This window comes from Bradyrhizobium sp. Mp27 (assembly GCF_029953005.1).
Taxonomy (GTDB): Bacteria; Pseudomonadota; Alphaproteobacteria; order Rhizobiales; family Xanthobacteraceae; genus Bradyrhizobium; species Bradyrhizobium barranii.
In genome coordinates, this window is the sequence record NZ_JASAUS010000008.1 from 115,172 (window position 1) to 140,082 (window position 24,911).

Annotated in this window: 24 protein-coding genes; 14 read left to right on the forward strand and 10 right to left on the reverse strand. The window is 64.3% G+C overall.

Annotated elements, in window-relative coordinates:
- Positions 1–128: 128 nt before the first annotated feature.
- The 10 genes from QJT78_RS08100 (at position 129) to QJT78_RS08145 (ending at position 9,046) form a co-directional block, all read left to right on the forward strand.
- On the forward strand, positions 129–293 hold the full coding sequence (locus tag QJT78_RS08100; protein ID WP_014498224.1) for a Flp family type IVb pilin: 165 nt from the start codon (positions 129–131) through the stop codon (positions 291–293).
- Between the two features lie 70 nt (positions 294–363).
- The gene (locus tag QJT78_RS08105; RefSeq protein WP_167768029.1) at positions 364–510 is read left to right on the forward strand and encodes a hypothetical protein; all 147 of its coding nucleotides are present in this window, start codon (positions 364–366) and stop codon (positions 508–510) included.
- Positions 511–633: 123 nt separating this feature from the next.
- Positions 634–1,158 carry a prepilin peptidase gene (locus QJT78_RS08110; protein WP_014498226.1) on the forward strand — a complete coding sequence of 175 codons (525 nt, stop codon included), beginning with the start codon at positions 634–636 and terminating at the stop codon, positions 1,156–1,158.
- A 126-nt stretch (positions 1,159–1,284) separates the two neighbouring features.
- Positions 1,285–2,079, forward strand: a complete 795-nt coding sequence (gene cpaB / locus QJT78_RS08115) for a Flp pilus assembly protein CpaB (RefSeq protein WP_038942090.1) — start codon at positions 1,285–1,287, stop codon at positions 2,077–2,079.
- Positions 2,080–2,090: 11 nt separating this feature from the next.
- Complete coding sequence (locus tag QJT78_RS08120) at positions 2,091–3,566, forward strand: type II and III secretion system protein family protein (protein ID WP_028148370.1); 1,476 nt, start codon at positions 2,091–2,093, stop codon at positions 3,564–3,566.
- Positions 3,567–3,586: 20 nt separating this feature from the next.
- A complete protein-coding gene (locus QJT78_RS08125; RefSeq protein ID WP_028148369.1) occupies positions 3,587–4,321 on the forward strand; it encodes a CpaD family pilus assembly protein in 735 nt (244 codons plus the stop codon).
- Positions 4,318–5,583, forward strand: a complete 1,266-nt coding sequence (locus tag QJT78_RS08130; RefSeq protein ID WP_028148368.1) for an AAA family ATPase — start codon at positions 4,318–4,320, stop codon at positions 5,581–5,583. Before QJT78_RS08125 ends, QJT78_RS08130 begins: the two co-directional genes overlap by 4 nt.
- Positions 5,584–5,604: 21 nt before the next feature.
- Positions 5,605–7,068, forward strand: coding sequence for a CpaF family protein (locus QJT78_RS08135; protein ID WP_038942089.1), 1,464 nt, complete (start codon positions 5,605–5,607; stop codon positions 7,066–7,068).
- Between the two features lie 16 nt (positions 7,069–7,084).
- Positions 7,085–8,062: a type II secretion system F family protein gene (locus tag QJT78_RS08140; protein ID WP_028148367.1), complete on the forward strand. Its 978-nt coding sequence runs from the start codon at positions 7,085–7,087 to the stop codon at positions 8,060–8,062.
- 9 nt (positions 8,063–8,071) lie between these two features.
- Positions 8,072–9,046, forward strand: a complete 975-nt coding sequence (locus QJT78_RS08145; RefSeq protein WP_028148366.1) for a type II secretion system F family protein — start codon at positions 8,072–8,074, stop codon at positions 9,044–9,046.
- A gap of 62 nt (positions 9,047–9,108) precedes the next feature.
- Here the strand turns inward: QJT78_RS08145 and QJT78_RS08150 are convergent, their stop codons facing one another.
- From QJT78_RS08150 to QJT78_RS08160, 3 genes are all read right to left on the reverse strand, one after another.
- Positions 9,109–9,921: a tetratricopeptide repeat protein gene (locus tag QJT78_RS08150; protein ID WP_028148365.1), complete on the reverse strand. Its 813-nt coding sequence runs from the start codon at positions 9,919–9,921 to the stop codon at positions 9,109–9,111.
- Positions 9,922–10,015: 94 nt separating this feature from the next.
- Positions 10,016–11,518 carry a metallophosphoesterase gene (locus QJT78_RS08155; protein ID WP_038942088.1) on the reverse strand — a complete coding sequence of 501 codons (1,503 nt, stop codon included), beginning with the start codon at positions 11,516–11,518 and terminating at the stop codon, positions 10,016–10,018.
- Positions 11,519–11,773: 255 nt separating this feature from the next.
- A complete protein-coding gene (locus tag QJT78_RS08160) occupies positions 11,774–11,977 on the reverse strand; it encodes a hypothetical protein (protein ID WP_014498236.1) in 204 nt (67 codons plus the stop codon).
- Positions 11,978–12,197: 220 nt separating this feature from the next.
- Between QJT78_RS08160 and QJT78_RS08165 the strand changes: the two genes are divergently transcribed.
- The gene (locus tag QJT78_RS08165) at positions 12,198–13,571 is read left to right on the forward strand and encodes a leucyl aminopeptidase family protein (protein WP_028148363.1); all 1,374 of its coding nucleotides are present in this window, start codon (positions 12,198–12,200) and stop codon (positions 13,569–13,571) included.
- A complete protein-coding gene (locus QJT78_RS08170) occupies positions 13,564–14,418 on the forward strand; it encodes a C40 family peptidase (RefSeq protein WP_028148362.1) in 855 nt (284 codons plus the stop codon). The genes QJT78_RS08165 and QJT78_RS08170 overlap by 8 nt, the downstream gene beginning before the upstream one ends.
- Before the next feature lie 110 nt (positions 14,419–14,528).
- Here QJT78_RS08170 and QJT78_RS08175 read toward each other — a convergent pair whose 3' ends face one another.
- On the reverse strand, positions 14,529–14,780 hold the full coding sequence (locus QJT78_RS08175; RefSeq protein WP_080586983.1) for a hypothetical protein: 252 nt from the start codon (positions 14,778–14,780) through the stop codon (positions 14,529–14,531).
- A 287-nt stretch (positions 14,781–15,067) separates the two neighbouring features.
- Between QJT78_RS08175 and QJT78_RS08180 the strand changes: the two genes are divergently transcribed.
- Positions 15,068–15,349 (forward strand): hypothetical protein, encoded by a 282-nt coding sequence (locus QJT78_RS08180; protein ID WP_080586482.1) that lies wholly within the window; start codon positions 15,068–15,070, stop codon positions 15,347–15,349.
- A 109-nt stretch (positions 15,350–15,458) separates the two neighbouring features.
- Here QJT78_RS08180 and QJT78_RS08185 read toward each other — a convergent pair whose 3' ends face one another.
- The 6 genes from QJT78_RS08185 to QJT78_RS08210 all read right to left on the reverse strand — a co-directional run bounded on the left by QJT78_RS08185 (position 15,459) and on the right by QJT78_RS08210 (position 23,951).
- Complete coding sequence (locus QJT78_RS08185; protein WP_038942086.1) at positions 15,459–17,096, reverse strand: ABC transporter ATP-binding protein; 1,638 nt, start codon at positions 17,094–17,096, stop codon at positions 15,459–15,461.
- A gap of 7 nt (positions 17,097–17,103) precedes the next feature.
- A complete protein-coding gene (locus QJT78_RS08190; protein ID WP_028148359.1) occupies positions 17,104–18,282 on the reverse strand; it encodes an ABC transporter permease in 1,179 nt (392 codons plus the stop codon).
- Positions 18,282–19,391 (reverse strand): microcin C ABC transporter permease YejB, encoded by a 1,110-nt coding sequence (locus QJT78_RS08195; RefSeq protein ID WP_028148358.1) that lies wholly within the window; start codon positions 19,389–19,391, stop codon positions 18,282–18,284. The genes QJT78_RS08190 and QJT78_RS08195 overlap by 1 nt, the downstream gene beginning before the upstream one ends.
- 2 nt (positions 19,392–19,393) lie before the next feature.
- A complete protein-coding gene (locus tag QJT78_RS08200) occupies positions 19,394–21,268 on the reverse strand; it encodes an extracellular solute-binding protein (RefSeq protein WP_028148357.1) in 1,875 nt (624 codons plus the stop codon).
- Positions 21,269–21,282: 14 nt separating this feature from the next.
- Positions 21,283–23,184 carry an extracellular solute-binding protein gene (locus tag QJT78_RS08205; protein WP_038942085.1) on the reverse strand — a complete coding sequence of 634 codons (1,902 nt, stop codon included), beginning with the start codon at positions 23,182–23,184 and terminating at the stop codon, positions 21,283–21,285.
- Positions 23,185–23,396: 212 nt separating this feature from the next.
- On the reverse strand, positions 23,397–23,951 hold the full coding sequence (locus QJT78_RS08210) for a c-type cytochrome (RefSeq protein WP_028148355.1): 555 nt from the start codon (positions 23,949–23,951) through the stop codon (positions 23,397–23,399).
- 219 nt (positions 23,952–24,170) lie between these two features.
- Here QJT78_RS08210 and QJT78_RS08215 point away from each other — a divergent pair, with 219 nt between their 5' ends.
- Positions 24,171–24,911 carry a 3-deoxy-manno-octulosonate cytidylyltransferase gene (locus QJT78_RS08215; protein ID WP_014498245.1) on the forward strand — a complete coding sequence of 247 codons (741 nt, stop codon included), beginning with the start codon at positions 24,171–24,173 and terminating at the stop codon, positions 24,909–24,911.

A 24,911-nucleotide genomic window follows, 5' to 3' on the forward strand; every position in this document is an offset into this window, starting at 1 on the left:
CAAAAGCATCGGGCTGGAAGCGGGTTTGCCCGATCGAATTAACTCTACCGAAAGAGCTCGGATCTCATGTTTATCGCGTCAAGCACAGCGCCGAACGAGGCGATCACACCCCAGACGGAGTTTAGTTCATGAAGAACCTGATTGCGCGTTTCGCGAAGGATGAATCCGGCGCCACCGCCATCGAATACGGCCTGATTGCTGCCGGCATCGCACTGGCCATCATCACCGTCGTCAACAACCTCGGCAGCTCGCTGAACACCAAGTTCGGCTCGATCAGCTCCTCGCTGAAGTAAGCGACCGACCAACGACGGCAAAAGCCCCGGACTTCCGGGGCCTTTGTTTTTCTGAATGCGGCGAGTTCCAGTGGCGTTACGCGAGTACAGAACCGAAGCCGCGGTTGCGGCGAGCGAGGCGGAGGCGGCCGAGACCTCTTCGCCGGCGTACTGGGTTTGCCTTGCGCTGCTGCTCGCGACGGCCGTCCTCGCCGCGCGCATTGCCAGCATCTGGTGAGTGCGCCTCCGGCAGGTCCCTGCTCGCAGCGCCCCTGCCGCCGTTGTCGGTTTGTTTAGCACTGCCAGCTAGCATGCGGCGACACCCCGATCCCGCGATGAACCCAAGCTCAAGACGCCGCCCATGATCCTCGACCTTGCGCGCCTTCTGCTCTTCCCGGCCCTGATGGCCTTCGCCGCCGCGAGCGATCTCTTCACGATGACCATCTCGAACCGCGTGTCGCTGGCGCTGATCGCGGGCTTCTTCGTGCTCGCGTTCGCCGGTGGCATGGCACCTTACGAGATGCTGAGCCATGTCGGCGCCGGCGCACTGCTTCTCGTCGTGGCCTTCGGCTGCTTTGCGATGGGCTGGATGGGCGGCGGCGACGCCAAGGTCGCGGCTTCGGTCGCGCTCTGGTTCGGCTTCGCGCAATTGATGGATTTCCTGCTCTACGCCTCGCTGTTCGGCGGAGCGCTGACGCTGCTGCTGCTCCAGTTCCGGCAATGGCCATTGCCTTACGGGCTGGCGGGCCAGGCCTGGCTGGCACGGCTGCACGACAAGGAGAGCGGCATTCCGTACGGCATCGCGCTCACGCTCGGCGCGCTGATGGTCTATCCGGAGACCGAATGGGTGAAGGCGATCGACCTCGCTCACCTCGCACTGCGCTGAACGCACCGGGTAAGCCGGCGTTAAGCCGATTTAGATACGCCTCATTAACCATGCTTTGACGAATAGCTGGTCAACTGCCGATTACGGCGGCGGCTGTGTCGCGGCGTTTTGTGGAAAGTGAAGCGTATGAATAGGGCACGCATTGTCGTCCTGACGGTCGCCATCTGCGCCGGCGGTGTCGCCGCGTACCTGGCGAGCGGCTCGGACTCTGCGCCGCCACCGGCGGCTCCGGTCGCACAGCTTCCGACCGTCGACGTCCTGGTCGCCAAGAACGACATCGGCCTCGGCCAGACCGTGAAGCCGGAAGACGTGCAATGGCAGACCTGGCCGGCTGCGACCGCCAGCTCCACCTTCATCCGCCGCAACGAGCGCCCCGAGGGCGCAACCCAGGTCATCGGCTCGATCGCCCGCGCGCCCTTCATCCAGGGTGAGCCGATCCGCGACCAGAAGCTGGTCAGGGCCGAGGGCTCCGGCTTCATGGCGGCGATCCTGCCGACCGGCATGCGCGCGATCTCGACCGAGATCTCGCCGGAGACCGGCGCGGGCGGCTTCATCCTGCCCAACGACCGCGTCGACGTGCTTCTGACGCGCCGCATCAAGAACGCCGACCAGGGCGCCGGCGCCCAGGACATCGTCACGTCCGAGATCATCCTGGCCAATGTCCGCGTGCTGGCCATCGACCAGGCGCCGAAGGAAAAGGACGGCCAGAACGCCGTGGTGGGCAAGACCGTCACGCTCGAGCTCAATCCCGCGCAGACGGCGACGCTCTCCGCGGCCCGGCAGAGCGGCACGCTGTCGCTGGCGCTGCGCAGCATCGCCGACGTCAAGATGAGCGAGATCACGCTCGATGATTCCGCGAAGCGCGATGGCGTTTCGATCATTCGCTACGGCATTCCAAGCGCGACGGCGAAGGCACGATGAGGACTGTCGATATGAAATGCAGGGCAGATTTGGCGACGATGCGAACCTCGATGGTCCGCGCCCTGTCGTTTTCGGCCGCCTTCGCGCTGACGCTCAACCCGGTGCTCACCCCGGCGATCGCCGCCGACTACCGCCCGGTGGCGCAGGTCGCGGCCGACGGCCAGATGAACGCGCGCTTCCTCTCGCTCGGCGTCGGCAAGTCGATCGTGATCGACCTGCCGCGCGACATCAAGGACGTGCTCGTCGCCGATCCCAAGATCGCCAATGCGGTGGTCCGCTCGTCGCAGCGCGCCTACATCATCGGCGCCTCGGTCGGCCAGACCAACATCGTGTTCTTCGATTCCGCCGGCCAGCAGATCGCGGCCTATGACATCGCGGTCAAGCGCGACCTCAACGGCCTGCGTGCCGCGCTCAAGCAGGTCCTGCCCAATGCCGACATCCAGATCGACGGCCTCGGCGACGGTGTCGTCCTGACCGGCTCGGCGGCGAACCCGCTGGAAGCGCAGCAGGCCAATGATCTCGCCGCGCGCCTCGCCGGCGGCGCCGAAAAGGTAGTGAACTCGATCGTGATCCGCGGCCGCGACCAGGTCATGCTGAAGGTGACCGTCGCCGAAGTCGCGCGCACCATCGTCAAGCAGCTTGGCATCGATCTCACCGCGAACCTGAACTACGGCACCTCGGTGGTGAGCTTCACCAACTCCAACCCCTTCACGGCTCTCGGTAAGAATCTGGTGGACGGCAACGCCCTGACCACGAAGTTCGGCGCGACGCCGTCGGTGCAGGCCACCCTGCGCGCGATGGAGAGCGCCGGCGTGATCCGGACGCTGGCCGAGCCGAACCTGACCGCGATCTCCGGTGAGTCCGCGACCTTCATCGCCGGCGGCGAATTCCCGGTACCGGCCGGTTATGCGTGCGATCCCACCACGCATGTCTGTACCACCCAGATCAGCTTCAAGAAGTTCGGTATCTCGCTCAACTTCACCCCCATCGTGCTGAGCGAGGGCAAGATCAGCCTGCGCGTGATGACCGAGGTCTCGGAACTGTCGAACGAAAATTCGATCACGCTGTCGCAGGCCGTGACCTCGACCTCGGTGAACTCGCTGACGGTGCCCTCGATCAAGACCCGCCGCGCCGAAACCTCGCTGGAAATTCCCTCCGGCGGCGCGATGGCCATGGCCGGCCTGATCCAGCAGCAGACCAAGCAGGCGGTCAGCGGGTTGCCGGGACTGATGCAGCTCCCGATCCTCGGCACGCTGTTCCGCAGCCGTGACTTCGTCAACAACGCGACCGAGCTGGTGGTGATCGTGACACCTTATGTCGTTCGCGCCGCGTCGCCAAAGGACCTGTCGCGGCCGGATGACGGCTTCGCCGCGCCTGCAGATCCGCAGGCCGAGCTGCTCGGCAATATCAACCGCATCTACGGCGTGCCCGGCCGGACCGAACCGGCCAAGAACTACCGCGGCACCTACGGCTTCATTACCGACTGAGGCGGAACGGGGATTTCACGATGATCACAGCACCACCCCAGATTCGCAAACGCGCCATCCGTTTCGGTGGCGCGCTCGTCGGCATGGCGCTCGCCCTCGGCGGCTGCCAGCACGACGAAGCGGTCACGGCCTCCATCCCCAACGATTACAAGCAGCGCCATCCGATCGCGATCGAGGAGCAGAACCGCTCGATCGTCGTCTTCGTCGGCCACGCCCGCGGCGGATTGACCGCCGCCCAGCGCGCCGACGTGATGGGCGTCGCCTCGGCCTGGCTGCACGAAGGCACCGGCGCCATCCGCATCGACGTGCCGTCCGGCACGCCCAACGCGCGTCCGGTCGCGGACACGATGCGCGAGATCCAGGCGATGCTGGCGGGCGCGGGCGTTCCGCCGCGCGGCGTCAACATTCGCCCCTACCAGCCGGAAGACAGGCGCTTCCTGCCGCCGATCCGGCTCACCTATTCCAAGATCGCCGCGATTGCCGGTCCCTGTGGCCTGTGGCCGGACGACATCGGCCCCTCGATGAAGAACAAGAGCTGGTTCGAGAACAAGGACTATTACAATTACGGCTGCGCCTATCAGCGCAACATGGCGGCGATGATCGACAATCCGTCGGACCTCGAGCAGCCGCGGCCTGAAACGCCGTCCTATACGGCGCGTCGCATCACGGCCTTCGAGAAGTATCGCAAGGGAACGACCACGGCGACCACCTATCCTGAGGCCGAAAAGGCCAAACTCAGCGACACCGGCAAATGATCAGCTACGCTCGCCAGACTCAAGAAGAGCAGTCCGAGGCGCCGACGCCGGTCGAGGAGCATATTGCTCCCTCGCCGCGCGTGTCGGTCCAGGCTTTCTGCGAGACCGTCGAGACCGCTGCCGCGGTGCAGTCGGCCGGCGAAGACCGTCGTCTCGGCAAGGCCCATCTGAAGATCCAGATGGGCGGCATGGCGGCCGCGATCGAAGCCTACCGCTCGGCGCCGACGCCGAACGTGATCGTGCTCGAGAGCGACGGCCGCAACGATCTTCTGACCGGCCTCGACCATCTCGCCACGGTCTGCGACGCCGGCACCCGCGTGGTCGTGATCGGCCGCATCAACGACGTCACGCTCTACCGCGAGCTGGTGCGCCGCGGCGTCAGCGACTACGTGCTCGCGCCGGTCGGCGCGATCGACGTCGTGCGCTCGATCTGCAACCTGTTCTCGGCGCCCGAAGCCAAGGCGGTCGGCCGCATCATTGCCGTGGTCGGCGCCAAGGGTGGCGTCGGCGCGTCCACCATCTCCCACAACGTCGCCTGGGCGATCGCGCGCGACCTCGCAATGGACTCGGTCGTCGCTGATCTCGACCTCGCCTTCGGCACCGCCGGGCTCGACTACAACCAGGACCCGCCGCAAGGTATTGCGGATGCCGTGTTCTCGCCGGATCGCGTCGACACCGCCTTCATCGACCGCCTGCTGTCGAAATGCACCGACCATCTCAGCCTGCTGGCGGCGCCGGCGACGCTCGACCGGGTCTATGATTTCGGCACCGACGCCTTCGACGCCGTGTTCGACACGCTGCGCTCCACCATGCCCTGCATCGTGCTCGACGTTCCGCATCAATGGTCGGGCTGGACCAAGCGCGCCCTGATCGGGGCGGACGACATCCTGATCGTGGCGGCGCCTGATCTCGCCAATCTGCGCAACACCAAGAATCTGTTCGATCTGCTGAAGGCCTCGCGGCCCAACGATCGGCCTCCGCTCTACTGCCTGAACCAGGTCGGCGTCCCGAAACGGCCCGAAATTGCCGCCGCCGAATTCGCCAAGGCGATCGAGAGCCAGCCGGTCGTCTCGATCCCGTTCGAACCGCAGATCTTCGGCTCGGCCGCCAACAACGGCCAGATGATCGCGGAGATCTCCGCCAACCACAAGTCGATCGAGATGTTTCTTCAGATCGCCCAGCGCTTGACCGGCCGCAGCGAGACGAAGAAGCAAAAGTCGTCCTTGCTTTCACCCCTGATTGACAAGTTGCGCGGAAAATAAGCCGCCGCATGGAGTTGTTAAGTGTTCGGTAAGCGTAGCGGAACAGACACCGATACTCGGGCTCCCAAGCCCGGCGCCGTGTCGCCAGAGCCTGCCCAGGCTCCGGCGCCCGCGGTGTCGCGCGCGCCGCCCCCGCCGGCCGTCGCCTCGCCGCCGCTTGCCCCCGCTCGGCCGGCGCCGGCCATGGAATCCCGCCGCTCGGACAATTACTACGAGGTCAAGGCGACGATCTTCGGTGCGCTGATCGAGGCCATCGACCTCGCCCAGCTCGCCAAGCTCGACTCCGAATCCGCGCGCGAGGAAATTCGCGACATCGTCAACGAGATCATCGCGATCAAGAACATCGTGATGTCGATCGCCGAGCAGGAGGAGCTGCTCGACGATATCTGCAACGACGTTCTCGGCTACGGCCCGCTGGAGCCTCTGCTGTCGCGCGACGACATCGCCGACATCATGGTCAACGGCGCCGACACCGTCTACATCGAGGTCGCCGGCAAGATCCAGCGCACCGGCATCCGCTTCCGCGACAACCAGCAGCTCCTCAACATCTGCCAGCGCATCGTCAGCCAGGTCGGCCGGCGCGTCGACGAATCCTCGCCGATCTGCGACGCGCGCCTCGCCGACGGCTCCCGCGTCAACGCCATCGTGCCGCCGCTGTCGATCGACGGGCCCACGCTCACCATCCGAAAATTCAAGAAGGACAAGCTGACGCTCGATCAGCTGGTCAGATTCGGCGCGATCTCGCCGGAGGGCGCGGAAATCCTCCAGATCATCGGTCGCGTCCGCTGCAACGTGCTGATCTCCGGCGGCACCGGCTCCGGCAAGACCACGCTGCTCAACTGCCTGACCAACTACATCGAGCACGACGAGCGCATCATCACCTGCGAGGACGCGGCCGAGCTCCAGCTCCAGCAGCCGCACGTGGTGCGACTCGAAACCCGTCCGCCCAACATCGAGGGCGAAGGCCAGGTCACCATGCGCGAACTGGTGCGCAACTGCCTGCGTATGCGACCCGAACGCATCATCGTCGGCGAAGTCCGCGGACCCGAGGCGTTCGACCTGCTCCAGGCCATGAACACCGGCCATGACGGCTCGATGGGCACGCTCCACGCCAACAATCCGCGCGAAGCGCTGTCGCGCTGTGAATCCATGATCACGATGGGCGGCTTCTCACTGCCCTCGCGCACCATCCGCGAGATGATCTGCGCTTCGATCGACGTCATCGTCCAGGCCGCGCGCCTGCGCGACGGCTCGCGCCGCATCACGCACATCACCGAGGTGATGGGCATGGAAGGCGACACCATCATCACCCAGGACATCTTCCTCTACGACATGGTCGGCGAGGACGCCAACGGCAAGATCATCGGCCGGCACCGCTCGACCGGCATCGGCCGCCCGAGATTCTGGGAGCGCGCGCGCTATTACGGCGACGAGAAGCGCCTTGCCGCCGCGCTCGATGCGGCGGAAGTCGCGCCGAAGACATGAGCAGATCGGCGCAGCCATGAACATGCAGGTCCTTGCCCTCGCCTTCCTCGCCACCGCCGCCGTCGGCGGCATCGCATGGGTGTTCCTCTATCCGCTCCTGTCCGGAGAACGGAAGGCGGAAAACCGCCGCGCCTCGATCGCGCGTGCCGACGCGCCCGCGGCCAAGCAGACTGAAAAGAGCCAGCGGTCGCGCCGCGAGCAGGTCGAGACGTCGCTCAAGGATCTCGAGGCGCGGCGCCAGCAGGAAAAGAGCGTTCCGCTCGGTGTTCGCCTGTCGCAGGCAGGACTCGACTGGACGCCACAGAAATTCTGGATCGTGTCCGCCGTCGTGGCGGGAGTGCTGTTCGCGATCGCCCTGTTCGTCGGCGGCGGCCTGCTTGGCGCCGCCGGTCTTGCCTTTGCCGGCGGCTTCGGCCTGCCACGCTGGGCGCTGGGCTTCCTGAAGAAGCGCCGCGAAAACAAATTCCTGGCGGCGCTGCCCGATGCGGTCGACGTGATCGTTCGCGGCATCAAGGCGGGCCTGCCGCTATTCGAATCGATCAAGGTCGTCGCCGCCGACTCGCCCGAGCCGCTGCGCAGCGAGTTCCTGGCCATCATCGAGACCCAGGCGATCGGCATGCCGCTCGGCGAGGCCTGCTCGCGTCTCTACGAGCGCATGCCGCTGCCGGAAGCCAACTTCTTCGGCATCGTCATCTCGATCCAGCAAAAATCCGGCGGCAACCTCTCCGAAGCGCTCGGCAACCTCTCCAAGGTGCTGCGCGACCGCAAGAAGATGAAGGAAAAGATCCAGGCGATGTCGATGGAGGCCAAGGCCTCGGCCGGCATCATCGGTTCGCTGCCGCCGATCGTGATGTTCCTCGTCTATCTCACGACTCCGCACTACATCTCGCTGCTTTGGACCCATCCGACCGGCCAGCTCATGCTGGTCGGCTGCGTCGTCTGGATGTCGATCGGCATCATGGTGATGAAGAAGATGATCAATTTCGATTTCTGACGGTGCCGTATGGTCGAATTCCTCGTTTCGAAACTGCATGATGTCCGCTTCATGACCATGCTGCTGGCGGCCATCGCCGCCAGCGCCACCGTCTATACGCTGGTGATGCCGCTCTTCGCCGGCGAAGGCCTCGCCAAGCGTATGAAGGCGGTGGCGAGCGAGCGCGAGCGCATCCGCCAGCGCGAGCGCGACCGCCTCAACAAGAGCGAGAAGGTCTCGCTGCGCCAAACGCCGAAGCAGGTCGTCTCCCGGGTCGTCGAGGACTTCAACCTCACCAAATGGCTCGCGCAGGAAGCCGCGCGCGACAAGCTGATCATGGCGGGCTATCGCGGCCAGGCGCCCTACGTCACCTTCCTCTTCGCCCGCATGGTGGCTCCGCTCGTGCTGTTCGTCGGCTCGATCATCTACGTGTTCCTGATCGCGCATATGCAGCAGTCGATGCCGATCAAGATCGGCATCTGCATAGGCGCGGCCTATCTCGGCCTTCAGGCGCCCATGCTGTTCCTCAAGAATGCGATTTCCAAGCGCCAGCTATCGATCAAGCGCGCCTTCCCCGATGCGCTCGACCTGCTCCTGATCTGTATCGAATCCGGCATGTCGGTGGAAATGGCGTTCCGGAAGGTCGCCACCGAAATCGTGGGCCAGTCGATCGCGCTGTCCGAGGAGTTCACGCTGACCACGGCCGAGCTGTCCTATTTGCAGGATCGCAAGGTCGCCTATGAGAACCTGGCGCGGCGCACCGGGCTAGAGGGCGTCAAGTCGGTGTGTCTCGCGCTTCAGCAGGCGGAGCGCTACGGCACCCCGCTCGGGCATTCCTTGCGCGTCATGGCGCAGGAAAACCGCGACATGCGCATGAACGAGGCCGAGAAGAAGGCGGCCGCGCTGCCGCCGAAGTTGACGGTGCCGATGATCCTGTTCTTCCTGCCGGTGCTGTTCGTCGTCATTCTCGGACCGACCGGCATCAAGATCAGCGAGCTGCACTGACGTCGAGACGCGGACCGCACGCGGTCCGCCGGCAGCTTCAGGATTGCAAGATCAGGTTCTGATCAGTCGGGCTGGCTGAGCGAGGCGACCGGCGTCCGCTTCGGAGCGCCGCGCGGAGCGTCGCTGCGGCTCAGCATTTCCTTCAGGTAGGCGACATTGGCCGCGGCCTGGTCCGGCGGCAGGTCGGCCTTCACGATCGTCTCGGCTTCGGCGAAGCGTCCCTGGAGGCCGACAACGAGGCCGAGATTCTGCCGCACCCGGGTACTGGCGCGCGGCGAGGCGTAGGCCTGCCGCAACGCCTCTTCGGCCTTCGGCAGGTCCTTCGACAACATGTAGGACAGGCCGAGATTGGAGAGCACGCCGGGATCGCCCGGCGCGATCCTCAGCGCGCTCGCATAATAGGAACGCGCCTCGTCGTGGCGGCCCATCTGATCGAGCGCGGTGCCCTGCACCGAAAGCAGGCGCCAGTCCGGATTGTCGGGCGAGTGCGCCTTCGACAGCACGTCGAAGGCCTGCTGAAAATTGCCGTTGTCGGCGAGTGCGCGGCCATACTGCGCGAGCAGCGCCTTGTTGCCGGGATTGGCGATGGTCGCCTGCTCGAGCACGGCGGCGGCCTGGGCGCGCTGGCCGTTGGAGCGCAGGGCCTGGCCGTAGCCGAGCGCCGCGTCGGCGTCCTTAGGATTGGCACGGTAGCGCTCGCCATAGACCTCGACGGCGCGCGCGGGATCGGCGGGGGCAGCTTCCGTCCGCGGCCCGACAGAGCCCGTGACGTCGGAGAGTTTCGACATGGCGGTGCAGCCGCCGAGGCCCATGGCCACTGCCGCCACTAGCGAAGTGGACGCGAGAAGCCGGGCAAGACTGAACCGTTGACGCATGACGCTTTTGACTCGCGAGCCGATTGATCGAGCCGAACGCGCCAGCAATAGACTGTTAACCCTAACGGCCGGTTAACGTCAGCCGGGCTGCCCCTCACGGCGGTGTCTGCGGCGGCGGCTCACCACCGAGGGCCAGATCGAGACCGAGCACCTTCACCGGCTCGTTCAGGTCGTGCAGCAGTGATTGCAGCCGCCGCCGCGCCTGGGCAACATCGACGCCCGCGCTCGGCATCCCGGGCCATTCGCGCCGGAAATCGTCGCGATTGACCAGCCGCTTCGCAAGGAGCTCGTCGAGCTGAACATCGTCGATGCCGACCACGTCGGCGCAGTGCTCGATCAAGCGGCGCAGCAGCAACTTCACCGCGGCCAGCGCCTCGGCGTCATCCCTGCGCTCCGATCTCGCGAACTTGCCCTCGATATCCGCCCAGGCCCATGAGGTGACGAGATAGGCGTGGAGCGCGCTCGGCCAATCCATCTCGCCGTCGGCATAGAAAGCGCGGCGCATCAGGAGCCGGCGGGCCTGTGCGGCAACTTGATCACGCTTCAGCATCGCACATGAGGCGATCTCGATGGCCGACTGGACGGCGGGATCGCGGGAAAAATCCCGTCCTGCCGGCAACCTGATGACGCCGTCCGGCAGGTTCGAGTCGAGCAGCCCGAAGGTGCCGTCGTTGCGCGGCCGCGAATAGCGCGTGATCGCGAACTGGTGCTCCGTGCGGCCGGCCTGGGACGATGCGCCAAAATGAATGATGTTGAAGCCGGCATCGTCACCGGCCTGCCCGGTCGAGGACGGACAGGAGAGCACGTAGATCGTACGCCAGAAGGCTTCGCCGCTCGCGCTCCGCGTGGCACGCGGATCCGGGATCGAATAGCGGGTGAGCCCCTCGACATGCCGGTGTCCGTGCAGGACCAGATTGACGTTGAGCGACGTCGCCGCCTCGAGGAACGTTGCGGGCGCCGCGAGATACATCAGCGGTTCGTCGGGCACGCCGAGAAAGCGCTTTCCTTCGCCGGTCGCCTGCGGAAGCGGATGATGATGCAACGCCAGCACGCGCACCAGGTTTTCCGCCGGCTCGGCATAGTCGGCGCGCCCCGCGGATCCCATGCTGCCCGCGAGCTCGACGCTCAGCCGGGCGGAATCCGCGACAAGCGCGCTGTAGGCGCTCTCGCCGATATTGCCGCTCGCCAGCGTCGAGAGGCTCGCGCGGTTGGAGTCCAGCAGCACCAGATCGAGGCCGGCCTGGCGGTAATAGACGCTCTTGGAGCTCCGCGGCAGATGTAAATAGTCATAGACGTCGTGGTGGCCCGCGCGCTGGCGCGGGCGCCTGACGTCGTGATTGCCCGCGACCGCCTGGATGTCGGTGAACAGTCCGGTCTGCCGGAAGGACGCGATGACGGTGAGCACTTCGTCCAGCGCGCGCGGCGTCGGGTCGTCCACGAGATCACCGGTGATCAGCAGAATGCGATCTGGAACGTCCGCGAAGTCCGCCATCGCCTCGCGGATTGCGGCACTGAGCGCCTCGGTCGTCGCCAGCAGCCGGCCTGACCCGTCCAGATGCAGGTCGGAAATCTGCGCAATAACGAACGCTCTATCCATTTTGCGCCGCTCATTTGCGAATGCTGCGCCGCCCAAACGATGAGAAGAATGCTTTCGACGAACAGGTTTGGCCGGATATCAAGCCGGCCCGCCGCGTTGTTGCGCTAGATGCCAACAGAACAGCACGGCACAATCTAAAATATCCATCAATAATGCCACAACCGCGGCGCTAGTAAAGCCCCGCGGCCGCGCTCTCGTGAACGGCAGTTCTCAGCATGAGATACGAGATCCGCCCGGATGGTTTCGCTCACCCGATCAATATTCGATGGCAAGCCGCTTGCGGATTTCGTCGATGCGCTTGTCGAGCGCATCGAACCGCGCGTGGACGGAGCGGTCGTGGAGATAGAAGACGTAACCGCCGGCGAGGAATGCGAAGATCCAGTGATGATGCTCGACATAACCAAAAATCGCCTCGACGGCATGGCCGATGAATGTGACCACGCTCCACACAAATTCCATTGCAGTTTCCTCCCGGCAGGCCTCATCTTCGGCCGCCGGTCATCTCCTGCATACTTTTCCCAGTCGATCCGGCGGTCGTTGCCGGAACCTAGCATGGGCCCCCTGCGGCGAGTAGCGGGTCGCTGAATGGTGACGGCAAAGCCGATTGCAGCCGCGGCGAAACTCTGCGAAGTCTCGTCCGTTCGCATGACCTGCTTGATCTGACGATCCGGACCCGCCAATGCCTTCTGTCTTCGAGACATCGCCCACCGCCATCCCGATCACCTTCGTCACCAAGTCGAGCTGGGATCAGATCGCCGAGACGCTGCCGCCGGTGCAGCGCCAGTTCGCCGCCGCGAGCGCCTTTGCCGCCAAGCCGGGCGGCTATCTCGCGCTGCCCGCCCCCGACGGCGCGATCGCACAAGTGCTGTTCGGACTGGAGGACGAGGGCGCGAGATCACGCGACCTGTTCCGGCCGGGCGCCCTGCCCGGCCTGCTGCCGCCGGGCATCTATCGCTTTGCCAATACGCCGCACGATGCGCGGCTGGCGTCGCTCGCCTTTGCACTCGGCAGCTACCGCTTCGCCCGATACCGCAAGGCTGACCGCCCCGCCGTCCGCCTGGTACCGCCCGATGGCGTCGACGCGGCCGAGATCAATCGCGTGGCGGATGCCGCGATGCTGGCGCGCGACCTCATCAACACGCCGTCCAACGACATGGGCCCGGAAGAGCTTGCTGCGGCCGCGCAAGCGCTCGCCACGGAATTCGGTGCAAGCTTTGCTTGCACCATCGGCGAGGATCTGAAGACGAATTTTCCACTGATTCACGCCGTCGGCATGGCCTCGGACCGCGCGCCGCGGCTGATCGACATCGGCTGGGGCGATCCTGATCATCCCAAGGTGACGCTGGTCGGCAAGGGCGTCTGCTTCGACACCGGCGGGCTCGACCTCAAGCCGTCGAGCGGCATGCTGATCATGAAGAAGGACATGGGCGGCGCCGCCAACGTGCTGGCGCTCGCGCGCATGGTGATGGATGCGAAGCTCAAGGTCCGCTTGCGCGTGCTGATTCCGGCCGTGGAAAACGCAGTCGCCGGCAATGCCTTCCGGCCGCTCGACATCTTCACCTCGCGCAAGGGCATCACGGTCGAGATCGGCAACACCGACGCGGAGGGCCGGCTCGTGCTCGCCGACGCGCTGGCGCTGGCCGACGAGGAAAAGCCGGACCTTCTGATCGATTTGGGCACGCTGACCGGCGCGGCGCGCGTCGCGCTGGGGCCGGATTTACCGCCCTTTTACACCAATGATGAGGCGCTGGCCGCCGACGTCGCGCGGTGCGCGGCGAGGGAGAACGATCCGTTGTGGCGCATGCCGCTGTGGCCGCCTTACGATGCGTGGCTGGACTCCAAGACCGCCACCATCACCAACGCACCGTCCGGCGGCTTTGCCGGCTCGATCACCTGCGCGCTGTTCCTGCAACGGTTCGTCGAGCAGGCGAAGAGTTGGCTTCATGTCGATATCTACGGCTGGACCCCGTCGGCGAAGCCGGCGCGGCCCGAAGGCGGCGAATGCCAGGCCGCGCGCGCCATCTACGCATTGCTGAGCGAGCGCTATGCATGATCCAGGACACGATCCAAGGCTGACACCGGCGCGCGGCGACATCGCCGCGAAATATCTCGAAGGCAAGGTGCAAGCGGACCGCTTCGTCACCGGCGAGGAATTCGAGGTCTTCGATCCGATCGCGCCCGTGCGGGAGCAGCCGTCGTCGAACGCGATGCTGATGACGGAGGCGCTGCGCGGCGAACGCGTCACGGTCTACGACCGCAATGGCGAGGGCTGGGCCTGGGGTCAGCTTGGCGGCGATGGTTATGTCGGCTGGCTCCCCGACGCGGCCCTGGTGAAGCCGGCCACCGCGCCGACCCACAAGGTGAGCGCGCTGCGGACCTTCGCCTTTCCCGGTCCCTCGATCAAGCTGCCGCCGGCCGGCACGCTCGCGCTGGGCTCGAAGATTGCGGTGGTGCGCGAGGACGGCAGCTTCGCCGTGACGCGCGACGGACAATATCTGCCGAAGGCCCATCTCGCCCCGCTCGATCATCGCGAGCCGGACTTCGTCGCGGTCGCCGAACGCTTCGTCGGCACGCCCTATCTCTGGGGCGGCAAGAGCAGCCTCGGCATCGATTGCTCCGGCCTCGTGCAGGTCTCGCTGACAGCCGCGGGCATCGGCTGCCCGCGCGACAGCGACATGCAGCAGGCAGGGCTCGGCCGTGCGCTGGAGCCGCATGAGCGGAGCAAGCTGCAACGCGGCGATCTCATTTTCTGGAAGGGACATGTCGCCATCGTCCGCGATGGCGGCACCATGGTTCACGCCAACGCGCATCACATGGCAACCGTGATCGAGGCAACCGAGCCGGCGATCGCGCGGATCAGGACGGCTGGCAGCGAAATCGTCGCGATCAAGCGGCTCTAGGGCGCGCACTCATGAATTCGTCGCGTCCGCTTACTTTCGGAAGGCGACGTTGAAACCGATATGGCCGCATGTCGATCTTGGGTCCGAAGCGGATCCGCGTCTGATGTATGTCAGACGTCGCTATGTTGCTTGGGTACAATGTCGGCGTTGGTCTTCGGCTTGGAAAACGGAGGGATGCAGCTGCCGAAGCGTGGATCGAGCGGATCGTAACGCGACCTTGTTCTAGCGACGATATACAGCACCGCCAATGCAAAGGAACCAAGCAGCAGCAGTAGCCACGCGGGTGGCCGAATTGCGATCAAAAGCGCTGTTGTTCCAACCAGTAGCAAGGCAACAACGCCCGAAGACAGCTTTGAAGCCATCACCGCCTCCGCGGTAAGCTGTTGGGTCGGATATTATCGTGGATATCGATATATTTGAGCGAAGCCGACTGCGACACTCCAGCGCAGATAGAACCGGAAGTCTCTTACGTTCCCCAATCTCATTTTCCAGGGAACACACGCACGATCGTTCGTGCAATCCGTCATTCGAAGGGCAACCCGCGGCCGGCTCATAGGCGCCTCGCGGCGCAGCTACGGAACAACGTTACAACTGAGAGATTCGCGGAACGAAACGCGTCGTCAGTCTTCTCTGCCTTTGGGAGGTGCCCATGAATTCTCAGGCCAGAGAAGGCGCTTGTGCGTTCGCTTGGCGGAACTACTTGCTGCTCCACAGTGGCATCGGCGAGAACGACAACAGGCGTGCCGCCCTCTACCGTTACATCGCCAATATTCGCGATACCGGCGAAGATGATTTCGGTGTCTTGCAAATAGCCGCAGTCGCCTACTTGAAAAAAATGGATGAATTGCATGACGACCAATGCGCGCGACTCGCGGCAGATCAGATTTTGGCCGAGTGTCTAGAAGCACGCAATTCACCACCCGAGAGGTGACTTTAGGAACGCGCCGCGTAGATCAACGCGACAGGCAGGTGCAAGCCCGCTTTGGCCACAAGCAGAAGCGTCCCCCGGGGCTCGCGCTATCGCGCGCCGGAATAACGGGTCAGGTCGCCACCGCCCCGTTCCCCGCCGTCTCCAGCCGGAACGCCGCCGCGAACAGCGCGCGCGTGTAGTCCGTCTTCGGGCTCTTGAACAGTTCGGCTGCCTGTCCCTCCTCGACCACCTTGCCGCCGCGCATCACGATGAGATGGCTGGCGAGCGAGGCGACGACGCGCAAATCGTGCGAGATGAACATGTAGGTGAGATCGCGCCTGCGCTGGAGTTGCCGCAAGAGGTCCACCATCTGCGCTTGAATCAGCATGTCGAGTGCGCTGGTCGGCTCGTCCAGCACGACGAAATCCGGCTCCAGCACCACCGCCCGCGCGATGCTGATGCGCTGGCGCTGGCCGCCGGAGAATTCATGCGGATAGCGGTAGCGAGTGTCTGCCTTCAGCCCGACGTCCTCGAGCGCCTTGACGACGCGCGCCTCACGCTCCTCGCGCGACAGCTTTGGCTGGTGCACGGTGAGACCTTCGGCGATGATATCGGCAACCGACATGCGCGGGCTGAGCGAGCCGAACGGATCCTGGAACACGATCTGCATGTCGCGGCGGAACGGCCGCATCTCCTTGAAACGCAGGCCCTGGATGTCCTTGCCGAGGAACACGATGCGGCCATTCGAGGAGATCAGTCGCAGCAGCGCCAGCCCCAGCGTGGTCTTGCCCGAGCCGGATTCGCCGACGACGCCGAGCGTCTCGCCCTTGCGCACGGCAATGCTGACGCCGTCGACCGCCTTGATGTGGCCGACCGTCTTGCGCATCAGGCCGCGCTTGATCGGAAACCAGACCTTCAAATCATCGGCGGACATCACCACCGGTGCATTCGGCTGCGGCGGCGCCGGATCGGGCTTCGGCTCCGCCGCGAGCAGGTCGCGCGTATAGGGATGGTTCGGGGTCCTGAAGACCTGCTCGACCGGCCCCTGCTCGACGATCTCGCCGCCCTTCATGACACAGACATGGTCGGCGATGCGGCGCACGATGCCGAGATCGTGGGTGATGAAGAGCAGGCTCATGCCGAGCCGGGAGCGGATCTCGGCGAGCAGCGCCAGAATCTGCGCCTGCACGGTGACGTCGAGCGCCGTGGTCGGCTCGTCCGCGATCAGGAGGTCCGGCTCGTTGGCAAGCGCCATCGCGATCATGACGCGCTGACGCTGGCCGCCGGAGAGCTGGTGCGGATAGCTGCTGAGCCGCGTTTCTGGTTCGGGGATGCCGACCTGCGTCAGCAGTTCCAGCGTCCGCTTGCGCGCCTCGGCATTGCTGGTCGGATTGTGGAGCTGAATGATCTCGCCGATCTGCGCCTCGATCGTGTGCAGCGGATTGAGCGAGGTCATCGGCTCCTGGAAGATGATGGAGATATCGCTGCCGCGAATCTCGCGCATCTGCTGCTCGGACTGGTCGATCAGCTCACGCCCCTTGAAGCGGATGCTGCCCGAGGGATGCGAGGCATTCGGATAAGGCAGGAGCTTCAGGATCGAGAGCGCGCTGACAGACTTGCCGGAACCGGACTCGCCGACCAGCGCGACGCACTCGCCGCGCTTGATCTGGAACGAGACCTTGTCGACCGCAAGTGTCGTGGCGCCACCCTGGTGGAAGGCCACCGAGAGGTCACGGACGGCAAGCAGGGGCTGGTTGATCGCGTCCATCACGCCCTCACTTGAACGTCTTGCGCGGATCGAAGGCGTCGCGCACGGCTTCGCCGATGAAGATCAGGAGCGACAGCATGATCGCGACCGAGAAGAAGCCGGAGAAACCCAGCCAGGGCGCCTGCACGTTGGACTTGCCCTGCGACAGCAATTCGCCGAGCGACGGCGAGCCGGGCGGCAGCCCGAAGCCGAGGAAATCGAGGGCCGTGAGCGTCATGACCGACGAGGAGACGATGAACGGAAGGAACGTCATCGTCGCGACCATCGCGTTCGGCAGCAGATGCTTGAACATGATCACGGCGTTCGACACGCCGAGGGCACGCGCGGCCTGGATGTACTCGAAATTGCGCCCGCGCAGGAACTCCGCGCGCACGAGCCCGACCAGCGACACCCAGGAAAACAGGAGCAGGATGCCGAGCAGCACGAAGAATCCGGGCACGAGCACCGACGAGAGGATCAGCAGGAGGTAGAGCGAAGGGATCGCTGTCCATATCTCGATGAAACGCTGGAACAACAGATCGACCCAGCCGCCGAAATAGCCCTGCACCGCGCCGGCAGCGATGCCGACAACGGAGGAGACGATGGTCAGGCACAGGCCGAACAGCACCGAGATGCGGAAGCCGTAGATCAGGCGCGCAACCACGTCGCGGCCCTGATCGTCGGTGCCGAGCCAGTTGTATTCGAGGTCGCGGCAGCTCTTGAGGCCCTTCTTCTCGACGACGGGCTTGCACTGCGCCTCGGTCAACATCCAGGTCGGCGGCGACGGCGCCGGCGTCGGCAGGTCGAGATTGTGGGTGTCGTAGGAGTAGCGGATCAGCGGCCAGACGATGCTGCCGCCCTTGTCCTTGATCAGCTTCTGCAAATAGGGATCGCGGTAGTCGGCCGCCGTCTCGAAGTCGCCGCCGAAGGTCGTCTCGGAATAGGTGACGAAGGCCGGCCAGTAGAGATGGCCGTCATACTTGATCAGGAACGGCCGGTCATTGGCGATCAGTTCGGCAAACAGCGACACCACGAACAGGATCATGAAGATCCAGAACGACCAGTAACCGCGCCGGTTCGCCCTAAAATTCTGCCAGCGCCGCCGGTTGAGCGGCGATGGCACGAACGGCTTGCGCGTGATCGGCACGGCATCGCCGAGCGGCGACTTTGGGGCGGTTTCGATCGGGGTCGGGGCGGCCAGTGTCATCAGACCTCCCGCGCCTCGAAATCGATCCGCGGATCGATCCACATGTAGGTCAGGTCAGAGATGAGGTTGATCACGAGGCCGACGAGCGAAAAGATGAAGAGCGTGCCGAACACCACGGGATAGTCGCGGTTGAGAACGCTCTCGAAACTCAGCAGTCCGAGCCCATCCAGCGAGAAAATGGTCTCGATCAGAAGCGAGCCCGAGAAGAAAGCGTGAATGAAGGTGCTGGGAAAGCCCGCGATCACGATGAGCATCGCGTTGCGGAAGACGTGGCCATAAAGTACCCGATTTTCGCTGCAGCCCTTCGCGCGCGCGGTCATCACGTATTGCTTGCGGATCTCGTCCAGAAACGAGTTCTTGGTCAGGAACGTCATGGTGGTGAACGCGCCGAGCCCCATGGCGATCAGCGGCAGCGTCAAATGCCAGAAGTAATCGATGATCTTCCAGTACCAGGGAAATTGCGACCAGCCGTCTGACGTCAGTCCGCGCAATGGGAACCAGTTGAAGAACGAGCCTCCGGCAAACAGGATGATCAGGAGGATCGCGAACAGGAAGCCGGGAATCGCGTAGCCGAGCACGAGCACGCTCGACGTCCAGGTGTCGAAGCGCGTTCCGTCCTTGACCGCCTTGCGGATGCCGAGCGGAATCGAGATCAGGTAGGTCAAGAGCGTCAGCCAGATGCCAAGCGAGATCGAGACCGGCAGCTTTTCCTTGATGAGCTGGAGCACGCTGACATCGCGAAAATAGCTGTTGCCGAAATCGAAGCGGGCGAAATTCCACACCATCAGCGCGAAACGTTCGGGGGCCGGCTTGTCGAAGCCGAATTGCTTCTCCAGCTTCTTGATGAAGTCGGGGTCGAGGCCCTGCGCGCCGCGATATTTCGAATTGATGGCATCGCCACCAGCGCCCAGCTGACCGGGCGCGCGCTGCGCGAAATCACCGCCGCCCGAGATGCGCGAGCTGCCGCCGGTATCGGCACCCGAGAGCTGCGCGATGACGCGCTCGACCGGTCCGCCCGGCGCGAACTGCACGACCACGAAGGAGACGAAGAGGATTCCGAGCAGCGTCGGGATCATCAAGAGGATGCGGCGGGCGATATAGGCGCTCATGATTATTTCGCCTGCTCGAGCTTGGCCGCCTTGGCATTATCATGCCACCAGATTTCGGGAGCGCCGACGCCGTTGGCGTAACGCGGCAGCTTCTGCGGATGAGCGAATTGGTCCCAATAAGCGAGCCGGTGCGTCTTGTTATACCATTGCGGCACCCAGTAACGGCCGGCGCGGAACAGGCGGTCAAAGGCGCGGCAGGCGACGGTCAAATCCTCACGGTTGTCGGCCGCCATGATCTTCTCGATCATGGCATCGATCGCCGGGCTGGCGACGCCCGCAAGATTATACGAGCCCTTGGTTGCCGCGACCTGCGAGGAGAAGAACGATCGCATGGCGTCGCCGGGCGTCGCCGACATACTGAAACGCTGGATCGTCATGTCAAAGTCAAAATCTTCCTGGCGCGCCTTGTGTTGCACGGCATCGACGAGACGCACGCTCGCTTCGATACCGAGCGTGCCCAGGTTCTTGATGTAGGGCGCGTGGTGCGGCTGGAACGAAGGCTCGTCCAGCAGGAACTCGATCCTGAAGACGTCGCCATTCGGCAGCACCCGCTTGCCGTCCTTGATCGGCATGCCGGCCTCGGCCAGCAGTTGCTGGGCCTTGCGCAACAGGCTGCGATCTTGGCCGGAGCCGTCCGAGATCGGAGGCGTGAACGGCGTGGCGAACACTTCGTCGGGCACCTGGCCGCGGAACGGCTCCAGCAGCTTCAGCTCTTCCGGCGACGGAGGCCCGTTGCTTGCCATGAGGTCCGAGTTCTGGAACGGCGACACCGTGCGGGCATAGGCGCCGTACATGATGGTCTTGTTGGTCCATTCGAAGTCGAAGGCATCGATCAAGGCCTCGCGCACGCGCGGGTCTTTGAATTTGTCGCGTCGCGTGTTGATGAACCAGCCCTGCGCACCGGACGGCGTGTCGTCGGGGACCACCTCCATCTTGACGCGCCCGTCCTTCACCGCCGGAAAGTCGTAGCGCGTCGCCCAGATGCGTGAGGTGAATTCCTCCCGATAAAGATAGTTCTTGCCGGTGAACCCCTCGAACGCGACATCGCGATCCCGATAGAATTCATAGCGCACGACGTCGAAATTGTAGCTGCCGCGGCAAACCGGCAGGTCGGCGGCCCACCAGTCCTTGACGCGCTCATATTCGATATAGCGGTTGACCTCGAACTTGCCGACCTTGTACGGGCCAGAGCCGAGCGGGGTATCGAGTGACGTTTCGTCGAAGGCGCGCGACGCATAATACGTTTTCGAGAAGATGGGCAGGCCCGCGACATAAAGCGGCACGTCGCGGGCGCGCCCCTTGGCGAAGGTCACAACGAGCGTCGCATCGTCGATCGCTTCCGCGCTCACCATGTCACGCATCTGCAGGATGATCAGCGGATGTCCCTTGGTCTTCAACGCCATCAGCGAAAACGCCGCGTCTTGCGCGGAGAGCTTGGTGCCGTCGTGGAATTTCGCCTCCGGCCGCATGGTGAAGCGATAGACCAGTCTGTCCGGTGATATCTGCACGGATTTGGCGGCAAGCCCGTACATTGCATCAGGTTCGTCGTTTGCGCGCACCATCAGTGGCACAAACGTCATGTCCATGCCTTGCGCGCCGTCACCCTTCAGGATGAAGGCGTTGAGCGAGTTGAAGGTCTGATAGGACTGGTTGTAGGCCCGCACCGAGGGAATGAGCGAGAACGTGCCGCCCTTCGGCGCATCGAGATTGACGTAGTCGAAATGGTGGAAGTCGGCGGGATATTTGAGATCGCCGAACGCCGAGATGCCATGCACCTCGAGCGGCAGTTCCGACGCCACAGCGCCGCGCGACAGAGCGGCGCTGAGCGCACCGCCGGCACCCAGGGCCAGCACATGCCGGCGTGAAAGCTGCGCCATGCGGAGAGTATCCTTCACGACTTCTTTGCGATCCGCGCCGCCTTGTCAGGGTCGTACCACCAGATGAACGGGAAGCCGGACTGACCGTATCTGGGCAATTCCGTCGGCCGGCCGAAGCGATCCCAGCGCGCGGTGCGTACCTTCGTGTAGGTCCACTGCGGCACGACATAGTGATTCCACAGCAGCACGCGGTCGAGCGCCTTGGTTGCGGCGACGAGATCGTCGCGATCCCTCGCATAGATCAACCGCTCGATCAGCTTGTCGATCGCCGGATTCTTGATGCCGGCAATATTGCGCGAACCAGCGATGTCGGCCGTCTTAGACGACCAGAACTCGCGCTGCTCGTTGCCCGGCGACTGCGACTCGCCCCATGAGTTGGTGACGACGTCGAAATCCCAGTCCCGAGTCCTGTTCTCGTATTGAGTCGGGTCGACCGTGCGCACGCTGACCGCGATGCCGAGTCGTTCCAGCGACGGCTTGTAGAACAGCGTGACCCGCTCGAAGCTCGGATCCTGATTCAGCAGCTCCAGGGTGAACTGCGCACCGGTCTTGACGTCGACCAGCTTGCGGTCGCGCACCTCGTAACCGGCCTCCTTGAACAGGCGCAGCGCCTCGCGAAGATTGTCGCGCACGGCTTCCGGACTGCCGCCGACCGGATTGGTGTAGGCCGTTGTGAAGACTTCGGGCGGAACTTCGGCGCGAACGGTCTCGAGGATTTCAAGCTCTTTGCCTTGCGGCAATCCGGTCGCCATCAGCTCGTCGATGCCGTCGAAATAGCTGCTGATGCGCTTGTACTGACCGTAGAAGATCTGCTTGTTCATCTCCTCGAAGTCGAACGCGTAGTTGAGCGCACGGCGCACGCGGGGATCGCTGAACTTGGCGCGGCGCAGGTTCGGTACGAAAGCCTGCATCACACCCGAGCTGCGATTGGCGAACTCCTCGAGGATCACCCGCTTTTCGGTCACGGCCGGGAAGTCGTAGGCGGTCGCCCAGTTCTTCGCACTGTTCTCGGTGCGCCAATCGACCTGATCGGCCTTGAAGGCCTCGATCGCCACGGTGGCGTCGCGGAAATACTCGTAGCGCAGCTCGTCGAAATTGTTGCGGCCGACATTGGCGGCGAGATCGCGGCCCCAATAGTCCTTGACGCGCTCCAGCGCGATCGAGCGACCGGCAACGAATTCCTTGACCCTGTAGGGGCCGGAGCCTAGCGGCATTTCGAGCGTGGTCGCCGAAACATCGCGCTTGCGGCCCTGCGCGTCGGTTCCCTCCCACCAATGCTTGGGCAGGACCGTGAGCTGTCCGACGATCTGCGGCAATTCGCGGTTACCCGGCGCGTCGAACGTGAATTTCACCTCGCGCTCGCCGACCTTCTCCGCCTTCACCACATGGCTGTAATAGGCCGAGTACATCGGGTGGTGCTTCTTGAAGGAATCCAGCGAGAAGATCACGTCATCGGTGGTAACAGGCTTGCCGTCATGCCATTTGGCCTGCGGCCGCAAGCGATAGGTGACGAAGGAGAAATCGTCCGGGTGGCTGACGGCTTCGGCCAGCGCGCCATATTCGGTCGAGACTTCGTCGAGCGCGGGCGTCAGCAGGGATTCGTAGATGAACGCGACGGCTCCGGAGACCTGCCCCTTCACTCCCGATACCACGATGTTCAAATTGTCGAAGGTGCCGACGGCGATCTGGCGCGCAACGCCGCCTTTGGGCGCTTCCGGATTGACGTAGTCGAAGCGCTTGAAGTCGGCGGGGTATTTGACCTTTCCAAACAGCGACAGAGCATGCCGCCAGGGGGCCTCGCCAGCGGATTGCGCTTTAGCCGTGCCGATGACGGGAAGGCCCCCGACGGAACCGAGGGCGGGGAGCGCTACGGCGGCAGTGCCGGTGAGCAGGAGATCGCGTCGGGTAATGGCCAAATCAACATTCCTGGTCTTGAAGGAGGTTACCCCTTTAAGTGCTCAATATAGGCGAGGTTTCGACGGAATATGTTGCTTTTTCCTCATGTTGGAAGCCCGGGCGGCCTGTCGGATGCGGCCAAACGCCCCGATAAACTCACCGCGAGGCCCGGATAAGCGAACGGCCAGGCTTTTCAGCCTGGCCGCACATTCAAGATCGGTTTTTGACGGCCTTACTTCGACGCCGTCGGGATCGGCTGAGGATGCTCTGACAGCGAATTCAGATAGGCGATGACGTCGGCGCGCTCGGAGTCCTTCGGGATGCCGGCGAAGCCCATCGCGGTGCCCGGGATGAAGCCCTTCGGGTTGGCAATGAACTTGTTGAGGTCGTCGAACGACCAGGTACCGCCCTTGGCCTTCATGGCTGCCGAGAAGTTGAAGCCATTGCGGCCCTCGCCCCTGGCTTCGCCGACGACGCCATAGAGGTTCGGACCGACGCGATTCGGGCCGCCCTTCTCGAAGGTGTGGCAGGCGCCGCACTTCTTGGCGGCCGCCGCGCCCTTCTCGACGGAGGCGGTCTGGAGCAGCTTTTCGATCGGCTCGGAGGGCGCGGCAGCGGCGCCGCCTTCCTTGCCGTGGCCGGCGTCTTCCTTCACGGCAATCTCGAAACCCGGCTTCTCGAGCGGCTTCGGCGTGAACAGCGCCTGGGCGGTGAAGCTCGTCACCAGCAGGATGAGACAGGTGCCCAGCACGGCACCGAGAATCTTATTGAGTTCGAAAGAGTCCATTTCCGGCCAGGCCCCACACCACAGTAAGGAAATAGCGGCCGAGCGGCCGCCAGGACGAGCCTCGGGAGAATCAAACGTTCCTTGTTGTTTCCCCGAGTTTTGCCATTGAGATATCGGTTTGCCCGGGGTCTGGCAACCCGTATAAGCGACCCGGCTTTCAGCCCGTCCCCACCCCATTTCTCGACGCGGAAAACCTCTCGTTTCCAGGCCCTTGACCCGATGATCGATCCCCGCATCCTGGTGCTGATCCCGGCCCGCATGGCCGCCACCCGCCTGCCCGGCAAGCCGCTCGCCGACATCGCGGGCCTGCCGATGATCGTGCATGTGATGCGGCGGGCAGAGGCCGCCGGCATCGGCCGGGTCGCGGTCGCAACCGATACGGACGAGATCGCCTCCGTGGTCACCGCCCATGGCGGCGAAGCCGTGATGACCCGCCCGGAGCACCCTTCTGGCTCCGACCGCATCCACGAGGCGATGCAGAAGCTCGATCCCTCAGGCAAGGCCGAGATCGTGGTCAATCTCCAGGGCGATTTCCCGACCATCACGATCGACAACATCCGCGAGGTGCTGCCGCCGCTGCAAGATCCGGCCGTGGACATCGCGACGCTGGCCTCGCAGATCCATACCGAGGAGGAGGACCTCGCGCCGAGCGTCGTCAAGGCGATCGGAACCTCGCTGGGCGGGAAACGCATGCGCGCGCTTTATTTCACCCGCGCGACCGCTCCGACCGGCGACGGACCGCGCTACCACCATATCGGCCTCTACGCCTACCGCCGCGCCGCGCTGGAGCGCTACGTCTCGCTGCCGCCGTCCCCGCTGGAATTGCAGGAGAAGCTCGAGCAGCTCCGGGCGCTGGAGGCCGGGATGCGGATCGACTTCACCATAGTCGACACCGTGCCCCGCGGGGTCGACACGCCGGCGGACCTGGAGACCGCCCGCAGCATCCTTTCCAAATCCTGA